The organism is Actinoallomurus sp. NPDC052308 (assembly GCF_040679195.1).
Taxonomy (GTDB): Bacteria; Actinomycetota; Actinomycetes; order Streptosporangiales; family Streptosporangiaceae; genus Actinoallomurus; species Actinoallomurus liliacearum.
This window is the reverse complement of sequence record NZ_JBFAUM010000029.1, coordinates 73,239-99,604: the sequence shown is the minus strand read 5'-3', so window position 1 is coordinate 99,604 and position 26,366 is coordinate 73,239. Positions and strand designations below refer to the sequence as shown.

Sequence of the window (26,366 nt, the reverse complement as noted above, 5' to 3'; positions counted from 1 at the left end):
ACCCGGCACCACCTGTTCCGCGAGTCCCACAACGTGGGCGACCCGCTCCGCAGCGACCCGGTCACCGGCGACGTGTACGTGGAGATCTTCGAGGCCCAGTACCAGCAACTGCTCGCCGACCTGGCCGAGAACCGGAAGCAGGCCGAAGAGGTGTTGCAGAGGCGGGTGGACCCACAGGCGTGGCAGGGACTGGACACCGCCCCCCGCTTCGACCTGCCCGCGCTGCTGGCCGACGCGGCGCACCAGGATTACACCGCCTCGCGCGCCCACCACGGCCTGGTCACCCATATCCGCGAGCAGGCCGGCGGCGACCGCCCGCTCGTGCTCACCGTCGGTCCGGAGGCGCAGACCCGGCAGTACCGAGCGACGCTCGAGTGGGCGGTGCGGACCATGACGGCCGATCTGCGCTCGGCCTACGAACTCGACCCCGGCGCTCTCCTGATGCTCGGCCAGTACGAGGAACGGCTCACCAGGGCCGACAACCGGCTGACCGACGGTCTGTTCCACCCCGTCGAGGAGGAGATCACCGACGTCATCGCGGAGGTCCACCGGGTCCACGCGCTGCGCCGGGACAACAAGGCCGGCGCCCCGGCCGCGCTGCCGCCCGAGGCCGCGATGTCCGCCTTGGACCCGGTGTTCGTCGCCCGGGACGTCGCACACGAGCTCGGTGCGCACATCCGGCTGGACGTTCGTCAGCCCGACGGCACCGTACGCAGCCACTGGGCCGACCCGGCCGGGCGCGTCTACGCCTTCGACCCCGTGACCTTCGATGACGCCGTCCTGACCGCCGACCAGGCGACGCGAGCCGGACTCTGGACCGACGACCTCCGGCGTCTCGCGGTGGCCCACGGCTTCGACCCGGTCGACCTGGCACGCTTCTACCGCACGTCCTGGCAACGCGGGCAGACATTCGCGCAGGCGGTCACGGCGGCGATCGCCGAACGCCGCGCGCACCTGGCCGCGGTGCGTCCGTCGTTGCCCGGCCTGTTCGACCGGGCACTGGAGGCCGTCGCCGGATGGCAGGAGGCGGTCGCCCGACTCGAACCCGAGCACGTCACCGCGGAACGGGATCGCGCCCGGGCACGAGCCGAACTCACCCGCGTCACCGACCGGCTCGAGGACCTGGAGACCGAGCGGGTCCGCCTCGCCCTGGACGGCGGTCCGGATCCGACCGCGCCGACCCGGATACGGGACCTGACGTCGCCTCTGGAGGCCGAACGCGACCGGCTTCAGGGAGTGCTCGACGGCCACGACGCGGCGATCGCGCTGCTCACCGGGCGTCTCGAAGACGTGCGCGGGCGGGCCGCCGAAGCCGAGCAGTTGCTCGACGACCTGCGCGCCATCCGAAACGACACCACTTCCGCCGGTCAGGCGCGGTGGACGGAGCAGGCCGTACGGGCCGCCGGGGAACGACTGACGGCACCCGCGACGCCGTCCGCAGGTCCGGCGGTCGGCCCTCAGACCACCGGAGACCTCTCAAGGTCTGAACAGGGCGATCACGGGGTTGACGAAGTGGGCACTTTCGATTGGCACAAGAGCAGCAAGAGTCGCAGCAGGGACTGCGTCGAGGTGGCGGTCGTCGAGTGAGCACTCCCGTGCGGCGTAACGATTGCCGAAACATGAACAGCAAAATGGAGCGAGACGTGTGGCGTAAGTCGAGCCAAAGCATCAGCGCATGCCTGCAAGCCGCCGTGGGGGTAATGCAGACGCTCCCTGATGGGCGGAGGCGGTTCGTGCCGCCACCGACCGACCCTGCGGGCGTCAGCGACCCCATGGCCGGCGTTACCGGCGCGGCCACAGATGTCGCCCCAATCGAGCCGCCTGTGGCGGTGCAGACGGTCGGAGCTCTGAATCTGGACGCGATCCCGCTGTCGGCGGCGTCTGTCCCCGACACGTCCAACTCCCGCATCACGTCAACCGTCATGGAAGCCGGAGAAGCCGCCGGCCCGTCCACCATCGGCGGTGGTCAGGTCAAGGGCGGGGACGGGGCGTACAGCCGATTCGTTGGAAGAACTCTGATACCCGAAACCACAGAAACGCCGAATGCGCTCCCGGTGCGAGAGGAGACGGTCAGCGTTGGTGACGGCGGATCGGACCGCGGAAGTGACCGGCCGAACTTCGGGCTTCCTGCGGGGATCGGGTGGGAGCATGCGCGTTGGGCGCATTCGTGGGGGTTCGTCGAGGGGAAAGAGCCGGTCGGCGGCGAACGGGATGCTGCGGCGCTGGGCGCCGGCGTCGGGTCGTTGTACGCGGCGGTACTCGCGGCGTCCGGTGGTTCGGTCACCGCAGATGGCCAGGTAGTCCGTGATCCAGCGCGGCTACGTTATCTGCTGGGCCAGTGGATGCAGAACGATTCTGCAGAAGAGGGCTTGGGCTGGCCTGGGGTGAAGGAGGGGTATGCGTCCGCGGTCAAAGCCCGGGTGAGGGAGAACGATCGCGGGCGTGACCTGTCGCCGGACGAACTCCACAAGTACGTCGAAGACTCGGTCGACAGCGGCAATGCGTGGAAGTGGATTCTCGGCGCCATCACTGGGGCCGGAGTCTGGTCGGAACTGGAGAACAGCGTCGCCCCGTCATTGATCAGCCAGTACCTCGGGAAGAGCCTGCTGGTGCTGCACCCTGATGGGCGGATGCGCGCTCACGGGTCGGGCCCGACGTTGGTGCTTGCCCACGGTTCCGGCCCCGACGGGAAGCCGCGGTGGACGGGAGCACCAGCGGCGGTGGACGGTCCGGTGCTGGAGGGCTTGTCGCCGCAGCAGGTGGAATGGGCCGCCGAGAGCGGGATGGTCTTTGTCGGGCCGCGCGGAAGTAGTGATCCCTTCGAGGCGCTGGTGGCCGCCGGCCGCGCGGGAGGGGTGGAAGCGCTGTCGAGTGGTCCGCGCGAGTTGCGGATGCGGCTGGCGCGGGCGATGGAGACCGACACCGACCGCGTGACGGGTTCGCCGCATTGGGCGGACATCACGGACCAGTACGTACGAGCCGCCGACGCTGAGGGGGAGGCACAGGCCTACGAACGCCTGGCGGATGGCCGGGCCTGGCGACAGATCGTCGCTGGTGTCTCGGGTGGCCCTGATGGGGTGTTGACCGGTGCGCTGCTGCAGGTGCTGGTGGACCGTTATCTTGGGGTGAACGTCATCATCCTGCAGGCCAACGGGTCGCGGGTGCGCACCCGCGGGGGAGGACAGCCGGTCACCGTCGCACAGCTGGAAGGGGGCGCGGCCGCTTCCGGGATTCTGTGGATGGGGCTGGTGCCGGTCGGTCCTCCGCTGGCGCTGGGGGCGAACACCCGTCCGGCTGATGTGGCCGGCGGGCGTCGTACGCCCGCCCCGATCAGCCCTATCGTCGACGCGACCGAACCGGTCATGCCGGTTGGGCCGGTGGGCCGGGCGCCGGCGGGGGTGAGTACGGCGCAGCAGAAATGGGCGCTGGGTCATCACCGCCGGTTCGTCGAGGTCCCGGCCGGTCCGGACGGCTTGCTTGAGGCACTGGTGCAGGCCACCGACGGCGGTTTCACCACCGCCGACGGGGTGTTCGTCGGTAGTGCGGGGGATCTGCGCCAGTTGCTGGCCGACAAGATCCCTCAGTTCACCGACGCCCATCCGGGTTTCTGGCAGGTGGTGTACTCGATCTACGCGGGTCTTCATTACCAGCGTGAGAATCCGGCCGACGACGAGGCCGCCCGGGCGCTGAGTGAACGGATCGGTGCGCGGATCAATGGTGGTCAGGCGCTGGGGGAGATCATCGCCTCGATCAAGGCGGCGTCGGCCGCTGATCCGGGGTACTGGCCACAGCTGGCCGAGCAGGTGGTGCCGTTCTTCGTGAACCGGCTTGGCCTGGCCGTGCGGGTGGTCGAGCGGGACGGTGCGGTCAACCGGTACGGGAAGGGCCGGCCGGTCTACATCGCGCCGATCCCGGACGAAGACACCGGGGGGCGGCGGTGGGTGGCACTGCCGCCGGCGGCGGGGCGGTTCGCGGGCGGGTCGCCGTTGGGCAGCCCGAATCTGTCCGATCCGGTGCTGGTCAGGTTGGGCCGGGCCCTCGACGCGACCAAGGCCGCCGGTGGGGATGAGGCCGTGGCGTCCTGGCTGCGCAGGGTGGTCGAACTCTGGCAGGCGAGTGCGTCGGTGCCGCGGTCCGCCCCCAGCCGCGCACCCGGTGATGCGGCCCAAGGCGCGGTGTTGTCGCTGACTCCGGACGATCTGCGCGAAACGGTGGGGCGGCTCGGCACGATCCCCGGGCTCGGCGATCCGGCTTCACTGGGCGCGGGAGAACGGACCGGTGCCGGTGTGGTCGCTTCCGGGCTGAGTCTGGGCGCGGCGGTCGAGCTGTTCCAGGCGTTGTTCGACGAACGCGGCGGCGTGGGTGTGCCCGCCGCCACCGGGCAGATCACCCAGGGCGGGCCTCCGTCGGGGATCGCGGCCGATCAGTGGGTGGCCTCGTCGTCGTTGCGAGAGCTGGTCGAGGCGATCTCCTTCGGGGGCGCGGCACTGTTCTTCGACGGTACGCGGTCCTGGGTGGCGATCGACACCACGGATGAGAAGCGGCTGGTGGAGTTCGGCTCCGCCGACCCGGCCGGTCGGGTGATCGCCTGGAACGACGATGCCAAGGCGTCATTGGACAGAGCGGGGCTAGGGCTGGTCGTCGATATCAACGGGTTCACGCTCGCGGCCGATCAGCTGGGCGGGCCGTTCATGTCGGCCACCGGCTGGGACGGTGACCTGAACACCGAACCGGCCGGTGACCTCACGCCGGCGGGCATCAGCGCCGCCCAGGAGACGTGGGCGCGCGACCACCAGGTAAGGTTCGGCGCATCGCGGACGGGCCCGAACGCGGTGTTCGAAGCGCTGATCGACGCGGTCGGCGGCGAGCTCACCGTCGACGGCGAGCAGGTCGGCGACGCGTCCACACTCCGTGGGCTGGCGACCGGACATCTGCCCCGAACCGAGGCGGGACATCTGCCCTCGACCTATGTGGGGCCGATGGGCGCGATGGTCGTCGCGGAGTTCGAAGAACGTATCCTGGCCGAGTTCTTGGGCAACGACCTGTCCGTTTTCCACCAGGGAGCGGTGTTCGACCAGATCAGCACGCATCTGGCCGATGGCTCAGCCGACGGGTACATCCGGCAGGCGTTCGGCGAACAGGGTCATTGGGAGCAGATCGTCGCTGTTCTGGCCCCGGCTGTCCTCGCTGACCTGACAGGGACGTACCTGCTGGTCGTGGGCACCGACGGGCGGGTGCGTGGCTATGGTGACTCGCGGGCGCCACGGCTGGTGCTGGCTCGTACCGATCCGAGTTCGGACGCCTCGGCGGGCTGGGCGGCACTCGTCCCCGTAGCGGCCGCAACGATTGGGTCGCGTCCCCAGCCGCTCGTCGGTATCGAGCCCGACATCCAGGTCTGGCCCACCGAGCCGGAACCGGCGGGTGCGCCCGCTGCTCTGACCGGCGCTCAGCTGAAGACCGTCCACGAAAACGGCCTGGGCATCGGATCCGCCACCGGCGACTTCCTTCGCGCCGTACGGGTCGCGACCCAAGGCAGACTGCTGGCCGACCGCAGCACCCCCATCACCACCGACACCGGCCTGCGCGAATTCCTGGCCGAAGCGGTCCGTGGACGTCCCGACCTGCTGGACGAGGAGACCTGGCAAGGGATCAGGAAGGCAAGCGGCAAGACGAACCCGGGCATCGAGGACATCGTCGACACCCTCACCGCCGACCCCGCGACGACCTCCGCCGCCGAGGTCGGCATCATCAAGCACCTGATCTCCCCTTACACCGGCTACCAAGTACGCATCCTCGAGCCTGAGGGAGAAATCAAGACTTATGGAACCGGCAAGCCGATCACTATCGCCGCCAGAACGGACGGCACTGGATCCAGCCACTGGGCCGTCCTGACCCCCACCACGAAACCCCATCTCCAGGACCTGCCCGGCCTACCGCCACTATCCGACCTGTTGGACCTGCCGCCCAGTCCGCAGGACTGGGACCCCGCCGACTTCACGGTCCTGGAGGAGGGAACCGCGCGAGCCGACGACCTCTGGCGGTCGCCCAGTCTGTGCGCGAAGGTCACGATGACCAACGAAGACGGAGAGAAAGTAGAAGTGGAGGCGTGCGTCTCGGTCGCCGTCGTCAGGCTCAACCGACCGCTCATTCCCAGCGCGGCATAGAGCACCTCGGACACGTCATGTGATGGGGCGGCCCGACCGGCCATCCGTCTACGGGTCGCCCCGCACCGGCGAGGAACACATGCATTCGCTCGCCCGCTTCGGCGTCATCGTGCTCGCCGAACGATCCATCGCCGGCCGTCCGGTCGGCCCGGCCACCGAAGGAGACCGATTCCCATGCCAGAGACCCCCCAGAACCACTTCGAGGCGCTGGCCCGCCGCGCCGAGCAGATGAATTACGACGTGGCCGACGTCCAGGCCGCGATGCAGTCGATGGAGGCCACCGGCTACGGCGGTGACGGCCTGGTCCGGGCCACCGTCTCCGGCCAGGGCAGGCTGGTCGGGCTGGACATCGACCGCTCGGTGATCGACCCCGACGACCGGCAGAGGCTGTCCGCCCTGGTGATGGAAGCCGTGGACGACGCCGTCGAGGCCCTGTCCGCCCAGCGCGCCGAGCGGCTGAACGAGGTGACCGGCAACCTCACCGACCTCATCGACCAACTGCAGCAGATGCCGACCCGGTACAGCGGGAACGTGGTGCCGAAGGTCCCGAACCGGCGCCCCGGCAGCCCGCGCTCCCGCCTTCCCCGCCTCCCCGGCCTGAACGACACACGCTGATCGGCGTCCCCGATGGGGGGCATCCCCGGGTGCGGGAACGGGGGCTACCCGTCGCCGACGGCGAACTCCTACGGTGGGAGAGCCGGGATGCGGGTCATCCCCGCTTCCCTCATGCCACCGTCACTGACGAAGAGCGTTGATGTCCCGGATCATCTTCCACCGACCTGCCCGGGTCCTGCCGCCGCAGCTCCCGACGGAACCGGTGGTGCTCGCCGCGCCGCCGCAGCCCGTCGGACGGGATTCCACCAACTGGCTGGTCATGCTGATGCCGTTGCTGTCGAGCATCAGCATGGCCGCCTACCTGATGTCCGGCGGCCGCAAGGTGCTCATCCTGATGGGCATCTGCTTCGTGGTGCTCTCCATCGGCACCACCGTGGGCATCCGCCTGCAGATGCGCGGTAGCGCGCGCAAGGACAAACTGCGGGCCCGTGACCGTTACCTCGCCCACCTGGTCGAGGTCCGAAAGACCGCCCAGGAGGTCGCGGAGGCCCAGCGGGTGGTCGCCGCGTGGACGTACCCGTCGCCGTACCGGCTGTGGGCGATCGCCGCCCGGCGCCGCCGGGTCTGGGAGCGCCGGATCACCGACGCCGACTTCCTGCGGGTGTGCGTCGGCGTCGGCACGGCCCCGCTGTCCACCCCGATCCGCCTGTCCGCCCGCAACGACCCCACGGTGGAGTACGACTCCCGGGCCAAGGAGGCGGCCGACCGGCTGATCGCCTCCGCGTCCACCGTCGGCAGCCAGCCGGCGGTGGTCGACCTTTCCCGCGGTGGTGTGGTCAGCGTGCTGGGCCCCTTGGAGGTGGCCCGCGGCGTCGCCCGCGCCGTGGTCTGCCAGATCGGGGTGCTGCACGCCCCCGACGACGTGGGCGTGGTCATCGTCGCCGGAAACGGCGACTGGGAGTGGGCCAAGTGGCTGCCGCACACCCACGAACCGGACGCCACCGGGAACGCCGGCGTCGTCCCCCTGGTCGCCGAGGACTTCGACGACGTCGCCGACCACCTGCAAGCGGTCCTGGACCGGGTCGCGGAGCAGTCGTCGCCCCACCGCGGCCTCGTCGGCCGGGACGCGCCGGACGGTCGGCGCCGGCTCGTGGTGGTCCTGGACGGCTACGACCCCAGGGCCGCCTGGGCCCGCTCCCCGGTGGCCGCGGAGCTCCTCCAGGCGGCCGGTCCGCACAGCGCCATCGCCGTGCTGTGCGTGGTGGAGCGAGAGAACGACGAGCCGACCCGCGCCGACGTACGAGTGCGCGTCAACCGCACCGGCGCGCTCACCATGGACGTCCGGCCGACCGACCGGGGCGCTCCGCCTCCCCAGCAGCCCACCGACGTGCTCGCCGAGTGGCCGGAGCCGGTCCTGTGCGAGTCCATCGCCCGGGAGCTGGCGCCGCTGCGGCTGTCCACGGAGGGCGAGGAGGAGATCCTCTCCCAAGTGATGTCGCTGCCGCGCATGCTCGGCATCGCCGACGTGGAGACCTTCGACCCGCAGAGGCTCTGGGTCGGAGTGGAGGACGAGGCCGTGCTGCGCCTGCCCCTCGGCTTCAACGCCGACGGGCAGGCGCTTTCGCTGGATCTCAAGGAGTCCGCGCAGGGCGGCATGGGGCCGCACGGCCTGGTCGTCGGCGCCACCGGCTCCGGCAAGAGCGAGCTTCTGCGCACCCTGGTCACCGGGCTGGCCACCACCCACTCCCCGGAACTGCTCAGCTTCGTGCTGGTCGACTTCAAGGGCGGCGCGACCTTCGCCGGCCTGACCGAGCTGCCGCACGTGGCCGGCATGATCACCAACCTCATCGACGACCTGGCCCTGGTGGACCGGGTACGCGACGCGCTGGTGGGCGAGCAGCAGCGGCGTCAGCGGATCCTGCGTGACGCCGGCAACATCGACAACGTCCGCGAGTACCAGCTGCGCCGCGCGGCCGGGCAGACCGCTCCGGACGGCACCCCCCTGCAGCCGCTGCCCTACCTGCTGATCATCGTCGACGAGTTCGGTGAACTGCTCTCCAGTCGGCCCGAGTTCATCGAACTCTTCGTCCAGATCGGCCGCGTCGGCCGCTCCCTGGGCATGCACCTGCTGCTGGCCACCCAGCGCCTGGAGGAGGGCAAGCTGCGCGGCCTGGACGCGAACCTGTCCTACCGCATCTGCCTGCGCACCTTCTCCGCCGCGGAGTCCCGCGTCGTCATCGGCACCCCGGACGCCTACCAGCTGCCGCCCATCCCCGGATCGGCCTACCTCAAGGTCACCGACGCGGTGTACGAACGGTTCCGGGTCGCCCACGTCTCCGGACCGCACCAGTCCGCCCGGGACCACATGCCGGCCGGGCCGTCGCTCGTCCGACCGGTGCCATTCGGCCTGCGGGTGCCGCCCGACCCGAACGCCGAGCCACACGACCGCCAGGAGCAGGAACGGCCCCGCCCGCTGATCACCGGGCCGACCGAGATGCAGGTCATCGCGGAGCGCCTGGCCACCGTCGGGCAGTCCGCCCACCAGGTGTGGCTGCCGCCGCTGCCCCCCGCGCTCCCGCTGGACGACCTGATCGGCCCGGTCGCGGTCCGTCCTGAACGCGGTCTGACGGCCGAGTGGTGGCCGTCCCGCGGCCGGCTGCAGTTCCCCGTCGGTGTCCTCGACATCCCGCTCCAGCAGCTGCAGCAGGCGCTGGTTCCCGACTTCGTGCAGGCCGGCCACCTCATGGTCATCGGCGCTCCGCAGTCCGGGAAGAGCACCATGCTGCGCACGCTGATGCTGTCGGCGATGCTGACCCACACCCCGGACGAGGCGCAGTTCGTCTGCCTCGACTTCGGCGGCGGCTCGCTGCTGCCGTTCGAACGCTCCCCGCACGTGAGCGGGGTCGCCGGCCGGCACGACCTGGCGCAGGCGCGGCGGGTCCTCGCCGAGGTCCGCCAGCTGATCGGCGAACGCGAACTCCAGTTCCGCGGAATGGGCATCGACTCCGCGACCGAGTTCCGGCGGCGCCGCGCGGCCGGCGGGCTGCCGCAGCGGATGCGGACCGCCGACGTGTTCCTGCTCATCGACAACTGGGGTGCCGCCCGCGGTGAGATGGAGGGAATCGACGAGGCCGTGCACGACATCGCGGGCCGCGGTCTCGGTGTCGGTGTCCACCTGGTACTCACCGCCAACCGCTGGGGCGACGTCCGCACCGCGCTGCGCGACAGCATCAGCGGACGCCTGGAACTCCGGCTGAACGACCCGTCGGAGTCCGAGGTCAACCGCCGGGTGGCCCGAGCCTTCGGCAGCGTGCCGCCCGGCCGTGGCCTCGCCCCGCCGGGCACCCAGTTCCAGGTGGCGCTGCCCCGGCTGGACGGCCGCGGCACGGTGGGTGAACTCGCCGAGGCCCAGGCCGACGCGCTCACCAAAATCACCGATGGGTGGCAGGGGGCGGCCGCGCCGGCGATCCGGATGCTGCCCGAACGGCTGACCGTCGACGAGATGGAGATCCCGATTGAGGACGAGACGCCCGGTGTGCCGGTGGGCATCGCCGAGCACGATCTGCGGCCGGTCTACCTGAACCTCTCCGACACCGACCCGCACTTCCTGGTGTTCGGGGACTCCGGCTCGGGCAAGACGGAGTTCCTGCGCACGTGGATCTGGGGGATGATGGCCCGCTACACGGCGTACGAAGTGCGGTTCGTCATCTTCGACTACCGGCGCGGCCTGCTCGGCCTGGTCCCTCCGGGCTACCTTGGTGCCTACGCCGGCGACGCCAATGCGGCCACGGCGGTCGCCCAGGCCCTCGCCGACAAGCTCACCGAGCGGCTGCCCCCGGCCGACGTGACGGTCGAGCAGCTGCGCGATCGCAGCTGGTGGGAGGGTCCCGAACTGTTCCTGGTGGTGGACGACTTCGACCTGGTGTCCTCCAGCCGGCAGTCGCCCCTGGCGCCTCTGGTCGACTTCCTGCCGCAGGCCCGGGAGGTCGGCTTCCACGTGGTGGCCGCCCGCCGGGTCGCCGGGCTGACGCGCCGCCAGATGTCGGAGCCGATACTGAGCCGGCTGAGCGAACTCGGCACCGACGGCCTGGTGCTCTCCGGTGACCCCTCCGAAGGCCCCGTCATCGGCGACCAGCGGGCCCGGCCGCTCCCGCCGGGCCGCGGTGTCCTGGTACGCCGCTCGGCCCCGAAGATGCTGGTTCAGCTGGCCCTGGAACAGTGACGTTGCGCCCTCGTATAGGTGCATCACAGCATGGACGTGAGAAGGGAGATCATGAACGAGGTATCCGGAACTCTGGGACTGCTCTTCGTTGACGGCGAGGATGTGCCGGTTAAGCACAAGGCCGCTGCGCGTATGGTCGTATTGCGAGATTCGGTCACCTCTGAGGGGACCTCGCTGTATTACACACCGGATGAGTGGCAGGCCTTCGTCCTCGGCGTCAAAGACGGCGAGTTCGACGATATGGCTTCCGTACCGGAGAGCCCGCAAGAGGGTGAACTCGTCGTTGCGATCCGCGACAGTAAAGATCCCGACGGCCCGAAGCTGTATGTGTCCGTAAAGGCATGGAGTGAACTGCTGGACCGCATCAAGGCCGGCGAACGTGAACTCCCTCCGGACATGTACGAGATGCTGGACGAGCGTTTCCGCTGAGAAAACGGCGGTTCGCCGGCCACAACTGGGTCTGCCCAGTGTTAACGGCTCTGTCGCACTTTCGGTGGTAGCGGAGGGTATCGTCCTGCCACGCTGAGGTGTGTTTGAGGTCAATCAGCTGGTCGATGTGGTGTTTTCGGGCCTGTCCGGCCTGGTCATCGAGGATGTGGCTGGCCGGCCGTCACGACGCCCGTGACAGCCCACCAATCCGCGCGAGATTTTAGGTTAGCAACGGCGCGGACAGCGCGGGGAGACGGCCATCGGAATCAAGAGGTAGCAAGTGGAGCAATTGAGCGTAAACATCGCTGGGCAGCAGATTGCCTACCTGGAGAGCCCCGGCGGCCGGGGCAGCCAAGACGACCGTGCGGTCATCTTCGTCCACGGCAACTCGTCTTCGGCCAGAACCTGGCTCCCAGTGCTGACAGGTAATTTCGGCCAGCAGTTTCGCTGCCTTGCGCTGGACCTGCCCGGCCACGGGCAGTCCGAGCCAACCAGGGACCAGTCCGACTACTCGCTGCCGGGATACGCCGCCGTGCTCGCCGACTTCGCCCGGACGCTCGGTGCCGCCGACGCGGTCGTCGTCGGATGGAGCATGGGCGGCCAGATCGTTCTGGAGGCCGCGCCGACGTTGCAGAGCGCGGCTGGCTTTGTCATCTTCGGCGCGCCGCCGGTCGCGTCAGCCGCGCAGTTTACGGAGGCATTCCTGCCGAACCCGGCGATGAACGCCATCGGCAGCGCGAGCCTCAGCGAGTCCGAGGCGCGGTCAGTTGCCGAAAGCTTCACCGCGCCCGGCTCGGCGCTGGCAACCAGCGAGTTCGTATCCGACATCCTGGCCACCGACGGCGCGGCGCGCGCAGGGCTGGGCTCCAGCGTCGGCGAAAGTCGGTTCGCGGACGAGGTCGCGATCGTCGCAGAACTCCGCCAGCCGCTGGCCATCTTGCATGGCGCCGGTGAGCAGCTGGTCAACCTTGACTACCTGCGCAAGCTCACCATCCCTGCGCTGTGGCGCGGACAGGTGCAGTTGATCCCCCATGCCGGCCACGCGCCGCACCAGGAGACACCGCAACAGTTCGCCGCGCTGCTGACGGACTTCATCGGCGACCTTGGCGGCTGAACGTGTTCGTCACACCACGAACGCCCCTGCGCTGACACGTCGACCTGATATCGGCCCGCGCGGTGTGGTCACGGTGTGGTGTCTTGACGAGGGTGTGGGCACGGTGCTGTCGATCGATGACTCGGCGAAAAGCCGTGACGTGCTCGCCGCCCGCGAGATGACCGGCGAGATCGCCCATAAGGGCCGATAAAGCCGACATCAGCATCACTCAGCGTAGCGTGATTGGCCGAGCCTGGACCCCCTACCGCTGGGGCAACCGTGCCACACGGCGCCCCCTAAAGATCACCAATCCGCGCAACCTCTAAGTTGACACACCCACGCTTAGCGCTAATTCTCGGAGAGATAGTCCCGGGACCCGAACACTCCCTGGCCGATGGCCTGCGAACGCGCCATCGCCCGCGGCCGGGGAGGCGGCAACCCCGCCGCGATCGAGCGCCTGCTGTTCCTCCCCACGTCTGCCGCGACGGCGTGAAGGCCGTGGGCGGGTCGTCCTTGGCGATGCGGTGGCGCGGGCGCACCAGGAATAGGGCGGGGTCACCGCGAGTTGCGTCGGCATGGGCCCTATGGAGGAAGAATCCCAGGTGGGAGCAGCGCGGACGTCGCGGGCCGCCGACGTACTGGAGCAGCAGTGTCCGCGAGCGGTGTTCGACCGGGTCACGAACCGGTGGGCGGTGCTGATCTTTTCCGCCCTGGCCGACGGGCCGCGCCGGTTCTCCGAGCTGACCGCCGAGGTCGCTGGCATCAGCGAGAAGATGCTGTCGCAGAACTTGAAGATCCTGGTGCGCGCCGGACTGATCGAACGCTCCGTGGCGCCCACCGTGCCGCCACAGGTCACCTACAGCCTTACCGCGCTCGGCTCGGATCTGGCCGTGACGCTGCACACCCTCGTGCACTGGGTCGACGACCACACCGGCACCATGGTGCAGGCGCGGGATCGGCACGACGCGGGTAGGTCGTGACACGGTACGGCCACGCGCGAGTTCCCCGTCTTCCTCAGCTGCTGGAGCCCCGCTCGGTACCCAGGCCCGACTGGGCACTCGGGCCCGTCGCGGCGCTCAGGACCGGCGCGGCGTCCAAGCCTAGCTGGGGACGTAGCCAGCGTGCGATGTTCGCGATGGTCCGGTCGGCCTCGGGGGCACGGCCCGCCATCAATGGGTAGATGTGCTGCATCCCCTCGCTCACTTCGAGGGTGACGTCGACGCCCGCGTCGGCGGCGAGCCTCGCGAAGCGTTCCGCGTCGGCCCGCAGCGCCTCGTACCCGCCGCAGGTCAGGTAGATGGGCGGCAGCCCGGTGGCGTCCGCGTATAGGGGATTGGCCAGCGGATCGGTGGCGGAGCCGTTCTCACCGAGGAACATCGCGGCGAGTGCGAGCGTCGTCCGCCGGGTGGTGAAGGCGTCGTGCGCGGCGTTGGTGTCGAAGGTCTCGCCCTTGGCCTCCATGTCGTACCAGGGGGAGATCGCCACGATCCCGGCGGGGAGCGTGTCGCCGTCGTCGCGCAGTTTCAGGACGGTCGTGGTGGCGAGCCCTCCGCCGCCGGAATCACCTGCGACGGCGATATGGCCGGGCTCGACGCCATCGCGCAGGAGTCGGCGGTAGGCCGCCACTGCGTCGTCGAGTTGGGCCGGAAAGGGGTTCTCCGGAGCCAGCCGGTAATCGATTACCAGCGCCCGGCACCCGGTCGCCTTCGCGAGATGGGCGGCGACTTTGCGGTGGGTGTCTTTCGAGTTCGCCACGAAAGCGCCGCCGTGCAGGTAAAGAATGACGCGGTCGGTCGCGGAGTCAAGCGGATCGCACCACAGGGCCGGCCGACCCACGATCTCGGCCTCCTCGTATGTCACCGCGGTGGGTTCGGCCGACTGCGCCTGCAGTTCGTCCATCATGTCGCGCAAGGCCGGCAGATCCATGTCGGGATCGGTCCGCATACGGTCGGCCATGGACCGCAGACTCGCGCGGAGGGCATCGGATTCGGGGCTCGGCATCGTGGATTCCCGTCATTCGCGAAGGTGGATGTTGATATGTACGCGCACTCGGATGTGGAGATGTGCGTGTCGTCTACGTCTACGTATGCGCGTACGTGGCAGCGGGCGGTGCGGGCAAATTCACCGACCGCCGTGAAGTTATCGCCTTCCCGTGTCCGCCGGAAGGGCTTACTTTTTTGTCAGCGCCGCACGCCGGGGAAAGGACCGACGTCAGGGGGTGCGGCCGCGGGTGAAGAGGGTGAGGGCGTCGGCCTGCGGAGTCGGCAACCGGACAAGCAGGCACAACCCGTGCGGGGCTCCCGGGAGCCTCCGGGAGCCCCGTACGGGCACTCGTGCGCAGGTGCATGCGGAGGTGGCGCGGGCCGAGGCCGGGGCGGACATGAACCGCACGGTCTCGGTGGCCTTCACCGTCATGCGCACGCATCAGCGGCCGAGCCGACGCACATGCAGCGTGGACGAAGCCCCAGCCTTAACTCTCTGCGGTCGTTGGTAGTGCCGGGGGTTAACGAGCACCGAGCGTCGGAAAAGGCGCGCTAAGCAAGGGCTCGAGCGGCGCTTGGTCAGTGAGCCTTTTTCATCGGGCGGTGGGTCGGCCGCGGGTCGCAGCTTGATCACAAGTCCGGTGTAGAGCCCCAGGTGTGGCGAAGCTCCTGGTAGGTGGATTACTCGCCAAAGATCACCACCCGCCCAGGGGCTTCTGTTGCTGTTCTACCGTGCTGCGCTGCCGTTGTCGCGTCGAACCTTGAACTACACCGCCGGCCTGGTACGCCGGCACCGCAAACGAATCCGCTCGCGTGGCCGGCTGCTCAACAGCCCCCAGCAGGCCCTGCTGGTGCTGGTCTACCTGCGTAAGGGCGACACCTTCGCCGAACTGGCCGCCGGGTTCGGCATCTCAACCTCCAGGGCCTGGCGGTACGTCAATGAGACCGTCGAACTGCTGGCCGCCCGGGCGCCCAAGCTGCAAGCGGCACTGCGGTCGGCCGCGCGGGCCGGGCACGCCTACGTGGTGCTGGACGGCACCTTGATCCCGATCGACAGAGTCGCCGCGGATCGGCCGTTCTACTCGGGCAAACACCGCAGACACGGAATGAACCTGCAGGTCATCGCCACTCCGGCTGGTGAGATCGTCTGGGTGTCGGGAGCCTTGCCCGGCAGTGTCCATGACATCCGGGCCGCACGGATCTGGGGCATCCTGCGCGCCCTGGAATGGGCCGGTCTGATCGTCTTGGCCGACAAGGGCTACCACGGCGCCGCCGACCACGTCTGGACGCCCTATCGCGGGAAGAACAAACCGGCTCCGCAGAAGAAGGCCAACCGCGCCCATGCCAAGCTGCGCGGTCCCGGCGAGCGCGCCAACGCGTCGCTGAAGACATGGCGCATCCCGCGGAAACTCCGCTGCTGCCCACACCGCGCCGGATTCTTGGCCAAGGCCATCCACGTCCTACAGACCCGCGAAGCTCCTGGACGATGAAAAAGGCTCAGTGACAGCGTCAAGATCCGGATGGTTTCAAGACGACGGCGAATCAGTTCTTCGGATCAGCGCAGCGGAGAGATCGGTGTCAGGATAGCGATGGTCGAGGTGGCGTGTGCGATGTTCTCCGGGCCGTTGCGCGGCGGCCAGATGCCGGTGTCGTAGGATTCTTTACGGATGGCGAGACGGGCGTTGAAATCCGGGAATGGCCAGATGTGGGTGATTCGCGGTGCGCCGTCGAGTCCGTACATCGCGGCGGTCAGCGGGTACATGGCGGTGCGGGCGGGCACGGCGGCCTTCCACCCGGCCATGGTCGGCGCCAGTCCGCCGATCTTGAGCTCGTAGGTGCGGAACTCGTACACGCTTCCGTACTCGCCTGGTTCCACGTCGGGAACGAAGTCGAACATCCGGTACGTTTCCAGCCGCATGCCGACCAGGTGCTCGCCGATGTCGAACGGATCATCGGCTAGCAACAGCCGCTCGCGTTCGGCGGAGAGCTCCTCGGCGTCGGCGAAGCCACGGAGCACGAGAAGACGGGTGAGGATTTCCCCGATCTCTGTCTCCCAGCAACCGAGCAGCCTCCCCGGCGCGGCAGCGGTGTATCGATCGAGGGCGGACAGCAATTTAGGAATCGACCACAGGCGCACGGAAAGTGTGGCCAGCTCGAAGAGCACTCCTCATCTGGTTGAGTGTCGGGACCTGTGCCCCTGTCTGTGACGAGAAAGATCAGCGGTTTGCGGGCGGGGTCCCACCACCGGTGCCCAGGTCAGCGGGTCACGACGGCGACGCTGACACAGGCCTGCTCATCGTCAGGGATCAGCTTTCCGGCGGAGGTTCTGGCGCTACGGCTGCTCGACCACCAGTTGTGGCGGTCGTCGGGATTGAAGGTGACGTGGGGGGCCGGCTTGTGGCCTGTGCCGTCGTGTCCCGTGCTGCCGGTGGCATCGGCCGGCCGGATGTTCAGAACGGCCGTATCGCCAGCGTCATGGCCGGGATCCACCGTGCTTGGGAGGTTCAGCGTGTCCCGGGCTCGGAGGAGACGCTCCAGGATCGCCTGTTCATCTCGCAAAGAGCCGTGGAGCCCTTCCACGATCGCCGGATCGGCACCCGGATCAGCGCTCAGGTCACGGATCTGGCCATCGAGATCTTGGATCTTGTCTTCACGTTTCCTGATCGCTTCATCGAAATTCGCTCGATCGAGCTCCTCGCGCTGTTTCGCCGTTGTGGGATCGAGGGTCGTCTGAAGAACGAACGGCCCGCCCAGCTCTGGCCCCTCGAAACCACCCGTCTCGTCACCTGCACCCCCGCCTGGCCGATACGTCTCAGCCGGCAGTTCTTGGATTGCGGCGTCGGCATGAGCATAGGAAGCCCAAGCCGTGGCTTCATCGGAACCCAGCGCACCAACATCATTGATGAATCGCTCACGGCTGTTCCCGGCCGCTACCGTCCTTCCGGCGATCGGGCGATACTCTGTCCGATGCGGTACGTGCTCCACCCGGCCGTACCTGGTGGTTCTTCCCTCATGCCATGTCACGTATGTGCCGGGAGCCTGCGCCTCGATCGCCGCGAAGACCGCCTCACGCATCCCCGGATCAACGTTGCGCAGGTCGCGCCCGGTCAGCGGGCCTTGATCCATACGCTGTATGAGGTTGGCGGCCTGTCGGCGCACCGGGTCTCCGGCATCGGCGGCCGGGCCGGCACCCTCGACGATCGACCAGTACCGTGTCCCGTGCGGTACGTGCTCCACCCGGCCGTGCCTAGTGGATCTTCCCTCGCGCCATGTCACGTACGTGCCGGGAGCCTGCGCCTCGATTACCGCGAAGACCACCCCACGCACCCCCGGATTAAGGTGGCGCAGGTGGTGCCCGGTCAGCGGGCCTTGATCCATGCGCTGTATGAGGGTTTCGGCCTGCTGGAGCACCGCGTCTCCGACATTGGCCGGGTCGGCATCGACGATCGACCAGTACCGTGTCCCGTGCGGTACGTGCTCCACTCGGCCGTACATGGTGGTTCTTCCCTCACGCCATGTCACGTACGTGCCGGGAGCCTGCGCCTCGATCGCCGCGAAGACCACCTCACGCATCCCCGGATTAACGTGGCTCAGGTCGCGCCCGGTCAGCGGGCCTTGATCCATACGCTGTATGAGGTTGGCGGCCTGTCGGCGCACCGCGTCTTCGGCATCGGCGGCCGGGTCGGCGCCCTCGACGATCGACCAGTACCGTGTCCCGTGCGGTACGTGCTCCACCCGGCCGTACATGGTGGTTCTTCCCTCGCGCCATGTCGCGTATGTGCCGGGAGCCTGCGCCTCGATCGCCGCGAAGACCACCCCGCGCAGCCACAGATTAATGTGGCTCAAGTCGTTCGCGGTCAGCGGGCCTTGATCCATGCGCTGTATGAGGGTGGCGGCCTGCCGGAGCACCGGGTCTCCGACATTGGCCGGGTCGGCACCCTCGACGATCGACCAGTACTGTTTCCCGTGCGGTACGTGCTCCACCCGGCCGTACCTGGTGGTTCTTCCCTCGCGCCATGTCACGTACGTGCCGGGAGCCTGCGCCTCGATCGCCGCGAAGACCGCCCCACGCACCCCCGGATTAACGTCGCGCAGGTCTTCCCTGGTCAGCGGACCTTGATCCATGCGCTGTATGAGGGTGGCGGCCTGCCGGAGCACCGGGTCTCCGACATTGGCCGGGCCGGCGCCCTCGACGATCGACCAGTACCGTGTCCCGTGCGGTACGTGCTCCACCCGGCCGTACTTGGTGGTTCTTCCCTCGCGCCATGTCACGTACGTGCCGGGAGCCTGCGCCTCGATCGCCGCGAGAACCACCCCGCGCAGCCACGGATTAAGGTCGTGCAGGTCGCGCCCGGTCAGCGGACCTTGATCCATGCGCTGTATGAGGGTGGCGGCCTGCCGGAGCACCGGGTCTCCGACATTGGCCGGGTCGGCGCCCTCGACGATCGACCAGTACTGTTTCCCGTGCGGTACGTGCTCCACTCGGCCGTACTTGGTGGTTCTTCCCTCGCGCCATGTCACGTACGTGCCGGGAGCCTGCGCCTCGATCGCCGCGAAGATCTCCCCACGCACCCCCGGATCAACGTTGCGCAGGTCGTCCGCGGTCAGCGGACCTCGTTCCATGCGCACGATGAGCTCGGCTGCCCACTCCCCGGCGGTCCTACGCCTCCGCGGCATGCCTGTGTGGGGGTGGACGGGATCGATCAAGGCTTGAACGATCGATCCCGATTCCGGCCTGGCGTCGCCGAACGGAACCACCCGGCCCGTCGGATCCCGGAACGAGACGTGGGCATTGGCCAGTCGCAGGTCCTCCCGCCCGCCGACATCACCAGCAAGCCAGCCACGCACCTGCTTGGTACCGACCGTGATGGTGTACCCGGTGTCCTCGTGCTGATCAGGGTTGATCAACACCAGACCCTCGTCACCGGTGTGGTACAAGACGACGGCGTGACCAACATCACTGAAGCGCCCAAATCGGACATAGGCGTGCGTGCCGGGCCCCGCCGCTGCCAACGCATCGACCAGGTCCGCCCACCCGGTCATACGCGGCCACCGCGAAGCCGCCTTCATTTCCCCCAACGCCACCCCGGGCCACCGATCCGACAAACCGGCAAGCACCGACCAGCAATACCGGCTCGCGAACTCCCAGCCGGCCACCGGACCCGCATCCTCAAGCCGATCCTCATCAGCCGCCCTGGCCTGCACCGCAACCGCCGCCGCATCGCCCTGGACCTGCTCCGCCGACAGCACGCCACCACCGGAAGGCAAGCCGACGATCACATCATCGGACCGACCCGACATCCGTCCATCCACCCCACCCACAGCAACCCCGTCCGGTGCAACACCGGTGTGCGTCGTGGCACGGGACCGCCCCACCCCGCCGGCATCGCCCCGCCAGCCGTGCATCCCCGTCGCCGGCGCCGACTCAACGACGCCGCGTGCCCGGTCACGCCCCGAACCGGTGGCGGGCCGCAAGATCACCGGCATCCCGGCCACGCCAGAAGATCTCTCGGGAACCTCCATCGTGATCGACCCATCGTCATGGAGCCTCCCCCCGACGACCTGCACACACGCCGCCCCAGCCCCGGCCATGCTGTGCCGTGAGGTACGCCACCCCGCCGAATCCAAAGCCTTTGTGGCGTTCAGGAGGTCCGCCGCATTCGCAGAATCGTGCATAATCGACGGTCACCTCACCAGATCGAAGGAATTCCGGAAACAGGCGAAAAGCCTACAGTTCAACGGTCGCAAGCGAGCCGGCATGATCCGGCAGCGTAACCGGCGAACCGGCGAGCGCCGCGAGGCCAACCTGGTATTCCTTGCCCACCACAGTGATCCAGCGGCGTTCATCCACCAAAGACGTGTCTTTGAAGGCTCACGACCGGGCCCCGCCATTCTCTCTCTGGGCAACCACCCCATCCAGTACCCCATTCTGGTGTCCCCACGAACACCGCTGCGCCTGCCCGCCTGCCCGTTCCGAATCCTCCCCCAAGGGGTGGACACCTTGAGTGCCCTGGACCACGGAAATCTCGGGATGAAGATGAGGGGCCCTGCGGGGCGATGAAGGTCGCCTCGGCGGAGTTCAAGGCCAGCCCGGAGGCGTTAGTCAGACGCGGCATGGGCCTGGCCGCCCTGCGGCCCCTGCTCGACCTCGGCGTCCGCCACATCGACACCGCCCTGGCCGGCAGCGGAGGGCACCCCGCCATGCCCGGCGCCCAAGGTGGCGGCGTCTGCACCGAGGACGCCGTTCAGCTGCTCGAACGGCCGGCGTGCGCCCCGGAATCGACCTGCCCCGCCTCATCGACGCCGCCAACTGGCTGGCCGACGAGGTCCGCGTGCCGGCCAAGGGATTCGTCCGGCGCGCCGGCCCGGTACCTGGCGCCGGCCAGGCCGCCGGCCCGCTCGCCTTCACCTGGTGAACCGGCCCGACGACACGACCGCGGGCCCTCGCCCGCCATGAGAACGCTCACATTCAAGAAGAGCCTGTGACGCATCGCCGAGCGGAGTGCGTCTGGCCTTGAGGCGAGCGATTCGGAAACCGCTTGAAGGTCAAGCGTGCCCTTACTCGGCACCCATTTGCATGAAAGGTTCCTTCCGTGGACCCGTTTTGGTGTCGATAGCGTAGAGGGAGGTCGACGCGGTCAGGAAGAGAGTCCCCCAGCCTGGTCCACCCCAATGCAGGTTGGCGACTTTTTCTGGGATTCGAACCTTTCCGATGAGTCGCCCATCTTGCGCGAAAACCCACACTCCACCAGGAGCGGTCACCCAGACGTTCCCGCCCTGATCACACTTCATCCCGTCGGGGACACCGAGATCATCATCTCGGACTCCGAGATCATCATCTTGATATATGCCGGTGGCGAAGATGCGCCCGTTCTCCAGCATGCCATCTGATCGAATGTCGAAAACTCGAATGTTCGCCTGGTCGGTGTCGTTGACGTACAGCCGCTTCTCGTCCGGGGAGAAGCAAAGACCGTTAGGGGCTGTGAACATCGTCCGGTCTACGAGCAGTTGGGGATCGCCCTCGCCCGGAGGCAGACGATAGACGCCCTGGAAGCCCAATTCGGACTCACGCTCAATCCCATATCCTGGCATTCGGCCATAGAGCGGGTCGGTGAAATAGACGGAACCGTCGGAGTGCACAACGATGTCGTTCGGGCTGTTCAGCTCGCGGCCTTCGAAGTGCGTTGCGAGCTCTGACCGGGCTCCATCTTGGTCGTATCGAACAACAGATGAGGTCGCGTGCTCGCATACCAGAAGGTTAAGCTTCTGGTCGTACGTCATCCCGTTCCCATTGCGGGTAGGGCGCGCGACCTCTATCACGCCGGACTCGTCCCATCGGCGGCGAATATCTCCGGGTATATCAGAGAATAGCAGGTAGCGTCCAGTCGGATGCCAGATCGGCCCCTCTACGAAGCCATAACCGGTGCCCAACTTCCGCACCGGACCATCAAGGTCGAGCAGCAGCTCGAAACACGGGTCGATTGCTTCGTGACGCACGCACTCGTCGCTGCGCAGTACCGATTCGTCGGCGTCGTCGTGGGTGGTGATGATCCCTAGGGCGTCGCGATTCATTGTGCTGCTACCTGCTTTCTGTTGTGGACGCCGCCGGTACCGGCATTCAGTCGTTGGGCGAGGAGGGCTGTGCTGGAAGACAACGCGACGAGCACCGCGTAGCCGATCATCACGGCGGTGAGACCGAGATGGGGGACGAGGAGACTGGCGATGAGGGCGGGGACCGCGACGGCCGAGTAGCTGACCAGGTAGATACTCGAGAGGAGCCCGGATCGACGGTCGCCCGGTGCGGAGGCGAGGATGAGCCTGAGGCCGCCCTGGAATCCCGCCCCGAATCCCACTCCGCCGACCACGCTGCTGACGTAGAAGAGCCACGCGGCCGGGGCCAGGACCGCACCGATGGTCAGGATCGGTCCGACGACCAGCGCGACGGCACCGATCGTCATGGTCTGGGACGGCGTGCGCCGCTGTAGAAGGAGTCCGGTAAGCGCCCCCGTCCCGGTCACCGCGGCGATCGCTGCCCCACCTGAGAGCGCGTTGTGCAGGCCGAAGAGACTACGCACGACCGAAGGGCCGAGGCTCAAGTACAGCCCGCCTAGCGCCCAGGACGCGAGCAGACAGCCCAAGACGGTGACGAAAGCGGGTCGCGCTTGTCGCGGGATGCCGATCGAGGGTCTGAGGGAGGCCAACAGCCCTGGCCGTCGTGCATGCCGCTCCGGCGCGAGGAACAACAGCGCGGTCATCAGCGCTGTCGCGGCCGCGTTGACGATATAGACGGTGATCGTGGGCATCGGCGCGTACTGGACCAGGACGCTACTTGTGAGCGCGCTGAAAGCGAGACCGGCGGGAGGCATCGCGCCGTTCAATGTGGCGGCCAGCTGTGGACGTCGCGACGGAGCGAGGTCGAGCAGTATCGCGCCCAGCGCCGTGAGGTCGAGGGCGAGTGCCACACCTTGGAGCAGCCGGGCGAAGACCACCTCGAGTGGCCCGGTGGCCACAGCGAACAGCACGAGCGAACCGATGGCGACGGTGGCTGCGATCACCACCACCGGACGGCGTCCGATGTGGTCGGCGACCGAACCCGCGGTCAACAGCGTGCAGACCATCCCGAGGGCATAGGCCGCGAACATGACCGTCGTGGTGAAGGCGCTGAGGTGCCACATCTGCGCGTACAGCGGATAAACCGGCGATGGTGTCGCGGTCTGACCGCCGATCAGCAGGATCGTGAGGGTGGCGATCCAGAAACCGGTGGCCGATCGGCGCCGGCGGCGATCGGGTGCCGGAACCACGATGACCGGATCCTCGCCTCGGTCCGCGCCCGGTGCGGGCAACTCTGCGGTACGGCAGCCGCCCGTCATGGCGTGCCTCCCGCGGCCGATGTCCTCGGATCGCCGGCGGCCACCTCAACGTCATCTATATATCGCGTTTTCTCGATGTGCATGAGCTGACGATACTACATCGGAATATCGCGATTTGCAGGTAGGCTGTGAGCATGCCCGCCGAGACGCGATCCGACGCCTTGCTCGAGGTGTTCAAGGCACTGTCCAACCCCACCCGTCTGGCGATCATGGGATGGCTCCGCGATCCGACCGCCCACTTCGAGTCACAGCCCTATTCGATCGAGGAAGCCGGCGTCTGCGTGAAGCAGATCCAGGAGAAGGCCGGCGTCTCACAATCGACGGCCTCGCAGTTCATGGTCGTCCTCCAGCGCGCCGGCCTGGTCGAGAGCACCCGGATCGGCCAGTGGACCTACTACCGCCGCAACGAGGACCTGATCAGCCGGCTGCCGGACCTGCTCGACGCCAGCGTGTGACCAGCCCCGAGAGGCGACCCGAACCGCTGTCTGCGCGTCACGCCCGGCTGGTACCGCATCGCCGGGACTTTCGAGGCCGCGCCGCTGACCGCCGGTCCGCTCGCGCTCCTTCGCCGGATGGCCAGGTGGCCGTTCGGGAACGCCGAGGGATCGTGTTCATCCTGTACGCCGGGATCGCGTGGGAGTTCCTGCCTCAGGAGCTGGGGTTCGGGTCGGGGATGACCTGCTGGCGACGGTTGGCCGAATGGCGCGAGGCCGGGGTGTGGGACCGGCTGCACCAGGTGCCCGCCACGGAGTGTCGTCGCGGTACTTAAGCCGGTTGCGGTTTGTGGCTGCTGAGCAGTTTGGTGAGCAGTGCGGTCAACTGTCGGCGCTCGGCTGTGGTCAGGCCGGCGAGCAGTTCGTCCTGGACGGTGTCGGTGTGGTGCTGGATCTCCTCGAGGTACCGCTTGCCGGAGGCGGTGAGCGTGACGACGTTGCGGCGCCGGTTGTCGGGGTCGACGTGGCGGTCGAGATGGTGGTCGCGTTCGAGGCGGGTGACGATGCCGCTGACCTCGTTGCGGTCGAGGCCGAGGCGTCGGCCGAGGTCTGCCTGGCTGAGTTCCCCGTACTCCTCCAATGCCGCCAGGACGGCGAAGTCGGCCCGGGCGGTGAGCGGCATGTGCTGTGCGGTCATGCGCGCGCCGAGGAGGGAGACCTTGCTCGCCTGCCAGCTCGTCAGGGCGCGTAGGCGGGCAGGAGGCTGCATTCCGTCGTCGGTGTCGGTCGGTTCGGGTTCCATCGCACCCTCATTCTAACCGTTGGGCGGTTCAACGATCCATGCTATGTTGAGGAAGTCAACGTTGACTTACCCAACGTTGAGGTTCCCAATATGAGGAGTGGGTCTTCATGTCCAGTGGCACTCTCGCAACGGACCTGTCCGGGCGGCATGTGCTGATTCCCGGTGGTACCGGCGGGGTGGGGGAGGGCGTGGTGCGCGCCTACCTCGCGGCCGGTGCGGATGTCGTGGTCCCCACCCGCAGCCAGGAGCGGGCGGACGAGTTCCGGGCCGTGCTCGGCGATGCGGCGACGGACCACCTGCATCTCGTGGAGCACGACTACACCACGTTCGCGGGCGCCGAGGCGTTGGCCGCGACGATGGAGGACCGGCTGGGCAGCGTCGATGACGTCGTGGCCCCCATCGGCGGCTGGTGGGCCGGAAAGCGGCTGTGGGAGATCGAGGAGAGCGACTGGCTGGGCGCGTTCACCGGGCTGGCCACCACGCACATGGCCGTGCTGCGCGCCACCCTGCCCCGGATGAAGGGTGACGGGGCCTATGCGCTCGTCGTGGGCGCGTCCGCGTTCACCCCCATTCCCGGCAGTGGGCTGGTCAGCATGGAGCAGGCCGCCCTGCTGATGATGCAGCAGGTCCTCGCAGCCGAACTCGATGGGGACAAGCGGGTCTTCGCGTTCCAGCTCGGACCGGTCAGGACCCGCTTCACCGATGATGGCAGCGACCCGGAATGGGTGAGCGCCGCCCAGGTCGGCGCCGTCGCCGTCGCCGCCTCGGCCGCGACGCAAGTCCCCGGACAGGCGGTCCGCATGCTGACCCGCTCCCAGGCCGACGAGGCCCTGGTGCTGTTCGGGGGGCGGCGATGAGCATGACGGACGAGCTGACCGTCGACGGCGTTCTGGGATACGAGGTCTTCGTCTCCGAGTCGATCCCCTTGGCCCTGCCTGACCGGCTGCCGAACGGTGAAGGCCGTACCTGGGCGCCCATCTCGACCACTCTGGTCTACGGAGAACGCGACGCCGTCCTCATCGACCCGCCACTGACAGCCGCGCAGGCGGTGGGAATCGGCGACCGGATCGAGGCCGGCGGCAAACGGCTGACCCACATCCTGGCGACCCACGCCCACGGTGACCACTGGTTCACCGCGGACATGCTGGCCGGCCGGTTTCCCGGGGCTCAGGTGACCGCTCTGGCCGCGACCATCGAGCAGATGCACCGCGCCCTGGCCGCGCGGAAGAGCTTCTGGGACAAGATCCTTCCCGGCCAGATCCCCGCCTCGCCCGTCACCGCCGTCCCACCTGACGGCAACCGGATCGAGTTGGAGAACCACGAACTGATCATCGTCGACGTCGGCCACTCCGACACCGACGACACCAGTGTCGTGCACATACCCGACCTCCATGTGGTCGTCGCCGGAGACGTTCTTTACAACGGCGTACACCAGTTCCTCGTCGACTCAGGCAACGGCGGCCGCGACGCCTGGCGAAAAGCCATCAGCGTCGTCGAAGCCCTCGCGCCCCGCCAGATCGTGGCCGGCCACAAGATCAAAGAACGCGACGACGACGCCGCCCGAGTCATCGCCGAGACCCGTCGCTACCTCGATGACGTCGACGAACTCCTGCCACGGCACCCGACCCCGGAAGGCTTCTTCAACGCCATGCTCGATCGCCACCCCGGGCACATCAACGCCAGCAGCCTGTGGGGCAGCGCCCAGGCGCTCTACGCCGGCCACTGACCTGACGTCGGGCATGCGCACTGACCGGTCCTGACAAAGCGGTCTTGAGAGTCAGCCCCGGCGGTTGAAAAGTCATCGACCAAAACGAT

General features: G+C 68.2%; 19 protein-coding genes and 1 pseudogene. 13 read left to right on the top strand and 7 right to left on the bottom strand.

The features are described from left to right. From AB0L00_RS38695 to AB0L00_RS38665, 7 genes are all read left to right on the top strand, one after another. A partial coding sequence (locus AB0L00_RS38695; RefSeq protein WP_364442489.1) for a hypothetical protein occupies positions 1-1,587 on the top strand: 1,587 nt, incomplete at its 5' end. A 32-nt stretch (positions 1,588-1,619) separates the two neighbouring features. After that, on the top strand, positions 1,620-6,164 hold the full coding sequence (locus tag AB0L00_RS38690) for a hypothetical protein (RefSeq protein WP_364442488.1): 4,545 nt from the start codon (positions 1,620-1,622) through the stop codon (positions 6,162-6,164). 174 nt (positions 6,165-6,338) lie between these two features. Beyond that, positions 6,339-6,779: a YbaB/EbfC family nucleoid-associated protein gene (locus AB0L00_RS38685; protein WP_364442487.1), complete on the top strand. Its 441-nt coding sequence runs from the start codon at positions 6,339-6,341 to the stop codon at positions 6,777-6,779. A 139-nt stretch (positions 6,780-6,918) separates the two neighbouring features. Then, positions 6,919-10,941 carry a type VII secretion protein EccCa gene (eccCa, locus tag AB0L00_RS38680; RefSeq protein ID WP_364442486.1) on the top strand — a complete coding sequence of 1,341 codons (4,023 nt, stop codon included), beginning with the start codon at positions 6,919-6,921 and terminating at the stop codon, positions 10,939-10,941. Positions 10,942-10,992: 51 nt separating this feature from the next. Further along, entirely contained in the window at positions 10,993-11,370 is a 378-nt protein-coding gene (locus AB0L00_RS38675; RefSeq protein WP_364442485.1) for a DUF397 domain-containing protein, read from the top strand. Between the two features lie 280 nt (positions 11,371-11,650). Then, positions 11,651-12,484, top strand: coding sequence for an alpha/beta hydrolase (locus tag AB0L00_RS38670; protein ID WP_364442484.1), 834 nt, complete (start codon positions 11,651-11,653; stop codon positions 12,482-12,484). A gap of 581 nt (positions 12,485-13,065) precedes the next feature. Next, positions 13,066-13,443, top strand: a complete 378-nt coding sequence (locus tag AB0L00_RS38665; RefSeq protein WP_364442482.1) for a helix-turn-helix domain-containing protein — start codon at positions 13,066-13,068, stop codon at positions 13,441-13,443. A 34-nt stretch (positions 13,444-13,477) separates the two neighbouring features. Here AB0L00_RS38665 and AB0L00_RS38660 read toward each other — a convergent pair whose 3' ends face one another. After that, the gene (locus tag AB0L00_RS38660) at positions 13,478-14,419 is read right to left on the bottom strand and encodes an alpha/beta hydrolase (RefSeq protein WP_364442480.1); all 942 of its coding nucleotides are present in this window, start codon (positions 14,417-14,419) and stop codon (positions 13,478-13,480) included. Between the two features lie 745 nt (positions 14,420-15,164). Between AB0L00_RS38660 and AB0L00_RS38655 the strand changes: the two genes are divergently transcribed. Next, positions 15,165-15,935 (top strand): transposase family protein, encoded by a 771-nt coding sequence (locus AB0L00_RS38655; protein ID WP_364442478.1) that lies wholly within the window; start codon positions 15,165-15,167, stop codon positions 15,933-15,935. A 65-nt stretch (positions 15,936-16,000) separates the two neighbouring features. On the opposite strand, the gene AB0L00_RS38650 is transcribed toward AB0L00_RS38655, so the two are convergent. The 3 genes from AB0L00_RS38650 to AB0L00_RS38640 all read right to left on the bottom strand — a co-directional run bounded on the left by AB0L00_RS38650 (position 16,001) and on the right by AB0L00_RS38640 (position 20,296). Beyond that, on the bottom strand, positions 16,001-16,609 hold the full coding sequence (locus AB0L00_RS38650; protein ID WP_364442477.1) for an NIPSNAP family protein: 609 nt from the start codon (positions 16,607-16,609) through the stop codon (positions 16,001-16,003). Between the two features lie 92 nt (positions 16,610-16,701). Then, positions 16,702-19,968, bottom strand: a complete 3,267-nt coding sequence (locus AB0L00_RS38645; RefSeq protein ID WP_364442476.1) for a hypothetical protein — start codon at positions 19,966-19,968, stop codon at positions 16,702-16,704. Between the two features lie 205 nt (positions 19,969-20,173). Beyond that, positions 20,174-20,296 carry a hypothetical protein gene (locus tag AB0L00_RS38640; protein WP_364442475.1) on the bottom strand — a complete coding sequence of 41 codons (123 nt, stop codon included), beginning with the start codon at positions 20,294-20,296 and terminating at the stop codon, positions 20,174-20,176. Between the two features lie 415 nt (positions 20,297-20,711). Between AB0L00_RS38640 and AB0L00_RS38635 the strand changes: the two genes are divergently transcribed. Then, entirely contained in the window at positions 20,712-20,861 is a 150-nt protein-coding gene (locus AB0L00_RS38635; RefSeq protein WP_364442474.1) for a hypothetical protein, read from the top strand. A 142-nt stretch (positions 20,862-21,003) separates the two neighbouring features. On the opposite strand, the gene AB0L00_RS38630 is transcribed toward AB0L00_RS38635, so the two are convergent. Then, on the bottom strand, positions 21,004-22,017 hold the full coding sequence (locus AB0L00_RS38630) for an SMP-30/gluconolactonase/LRE family protein (protein ID WP_364442472.1): 1,014 nt from the start codon (positions 22,015-22,017) through the stop codon (positions 21,004-21,006). After that, entirely contained in the window at positions 22,014-23,315 is a 1,302-nt protein-coding gene (locus tag AB0L00_RS38625; protein ID WP_364442471.1) for an MFS transporter, read from the bottom strand. The genes AB0L00_RS38630 and AB0L00_RS38625 overlap by 4 nt, the downstream gene beginning before the upstream one ends. Before the next feature lie 134 nt (positions 23,316-23,449). On the opposite strand from AB0L00_RS38625, the gene AB0L00_RS38620 reads away from it, so the two are divergent. Further along, complete coding sequence (locus AB0L00_RS38620) at positions 23,450-23,770, top strand: metalloregulator ArsR/SmtB family transcription factor (RefSeq protein ID WP_364442469.1); 321 nt, start codon at positions 23,450-23,452, stop codon at positions 23,768-23,770. A gap of 146 nt (positions 23,771-23,916) precedes the next feature. Further along, positions 23,917-24,051 (top strand): annotated as a pseudogene (locus AB0L00_RS38615) (transposase); the annotation flags it as partial. Between the two features lie 29 nt (positions 24,052-24,080). Here the strand turns inward: AB0L00_RS38615 and AB0L00_RS38610 are convergent. Next, entirely contained in the window at positions 24,081-24,551 is a 471-nt protein-coding gene (locus tag AB0L00_RS38610) for a MarR family transcriptional regulator (RefSeq protein ID WP_364442468.1), read from the bottom strand. Positions 24,552-24,658: 107 nt separating this feature from the next. On the opposite strand from AB0L00_RS38610, the gene AB0L00_RS38605 reads away from it, so the two are divergent. After that, the gene (locus tag AB0L00_RS38605; RefSeq protein ID WP_364442467.1) at positions 24,659-25,408 is read left to right on the top strand and encodes an SDR family oxidoreductase; all 750 of its coding nucleotides are present in this window, start codon (positions 24,659-24,661) and stop codon (positions 25,406-25,408) included. Then, positions 25,405-26,277 (top strand): MBL fold metallo-hydrolase, encoded by an 873-nt coding sequence (locus AB0L00_RS38600; RefSeq protein ID WP_364442465.1) that lies wholly within the window; start codon positions 25,405-25,407, stop codon positions 26,275-26,277. The genes AB0L00_RS38605 and AB0L00_RS38600 overlap by 4 nt, the downstream gene beginning before the upstream one ends. Positions 26,278-26,366: the final 89 nt, after the last annotated feature.

What these genes read in the sequence shown, in the direction of transcription:
- AB0L00_RS38690 (WP_364442488.1), top strand. Translation starts at nt 1,620, where the DNA reads ATGAACAGCAAAATGGAGCGAGACGTGTGGCGTAAGTCGAGCCAAAGC.
- eccCa (WP_364442486.1), top strand. Translation starts at nt 6,919, where the DNA reads ATGTCCCGGATCATCTTCCACCGACCTGCCCGGGTCCTGCCGCCGCAG.
- AB0L00_RS38600 (WP_364442465.1), top strand. Translation starts at nt 25,405, where the DNA reads ATGAGCATGACGGACGAGCTGACCGTCGACGGCGTTCTGGGATACGAG.
- AB0L00_RS38660 (WP_364442480.1), bottom strand. Translation starts at nt 14,419, where the DNA reads ATGGCCGACCGTATGCGGACCGATCCCGACATGGATCTGCCGGCCTTG.
- AB0L00_RS38685 (WP_364442487.1), top strand. Translation starts at nt 6,339, where the DNA reads ATGCCAGAGACCCCCCAGAACCACTTCGAGGCGCTGGCCCGCCGCGCC.
- AB0L00_RS38610 (WP_364442468.1), bottom strand. Translation starts at nt 24,551, where the DNA reads ATGGAACCCGAACCGACCGACACCGACGACGGAATGCAGCCTCCTGCC.
- AB0L00_RS38675 (WP_364442485.1), top strand. Translation starts at nt 10,993, where the DNA reads ATGAACGAGGTATCCGGAACTCTGGGACTGCTCTTCGTTGACGGCGAG.
- AB0L00_RS38625 (WP_364442471.1), bottom strand. Translation starts at nt 23,315, where the DNA reads ATGACGGGCGGCTGCCGTACCGCAGAGTTGCCCGCACCGGGCGCGGAC.
- AB0L00_RS38645 (WP_364442476.1), bottom strand. Translation starts at nt 19,968, where the DNA reads ATGGAGGTTCCCGAGAGATCTTCTGGCGTGGCCGGGATGCCGGTGATC.
- AB0L00_RS38620 (WP_364442469.1), top strand. Translation starts at nt 23,450, where the DNA reads ATGCCCGCCGAGACGCGATCCGACGCCTTGCTCGAGGTGTTCAAGGCA.
- AB0L00_RS38630 (WP_364442472.1), bottom strand. Translation starts at nt 22,017, where the DNA reads ATGAATCGCGACGCCCTAGGGATCATCACCACCCACGACGACGCCGAC.
- AB0L00_RS38605 (WP_364442467.1), top strand. Translation starts at nt 24,659, where the DNA reads ATGTCCAGTGGCACTCTCGCAACGGACCTGTCCGGGCGGCATGTGCTG.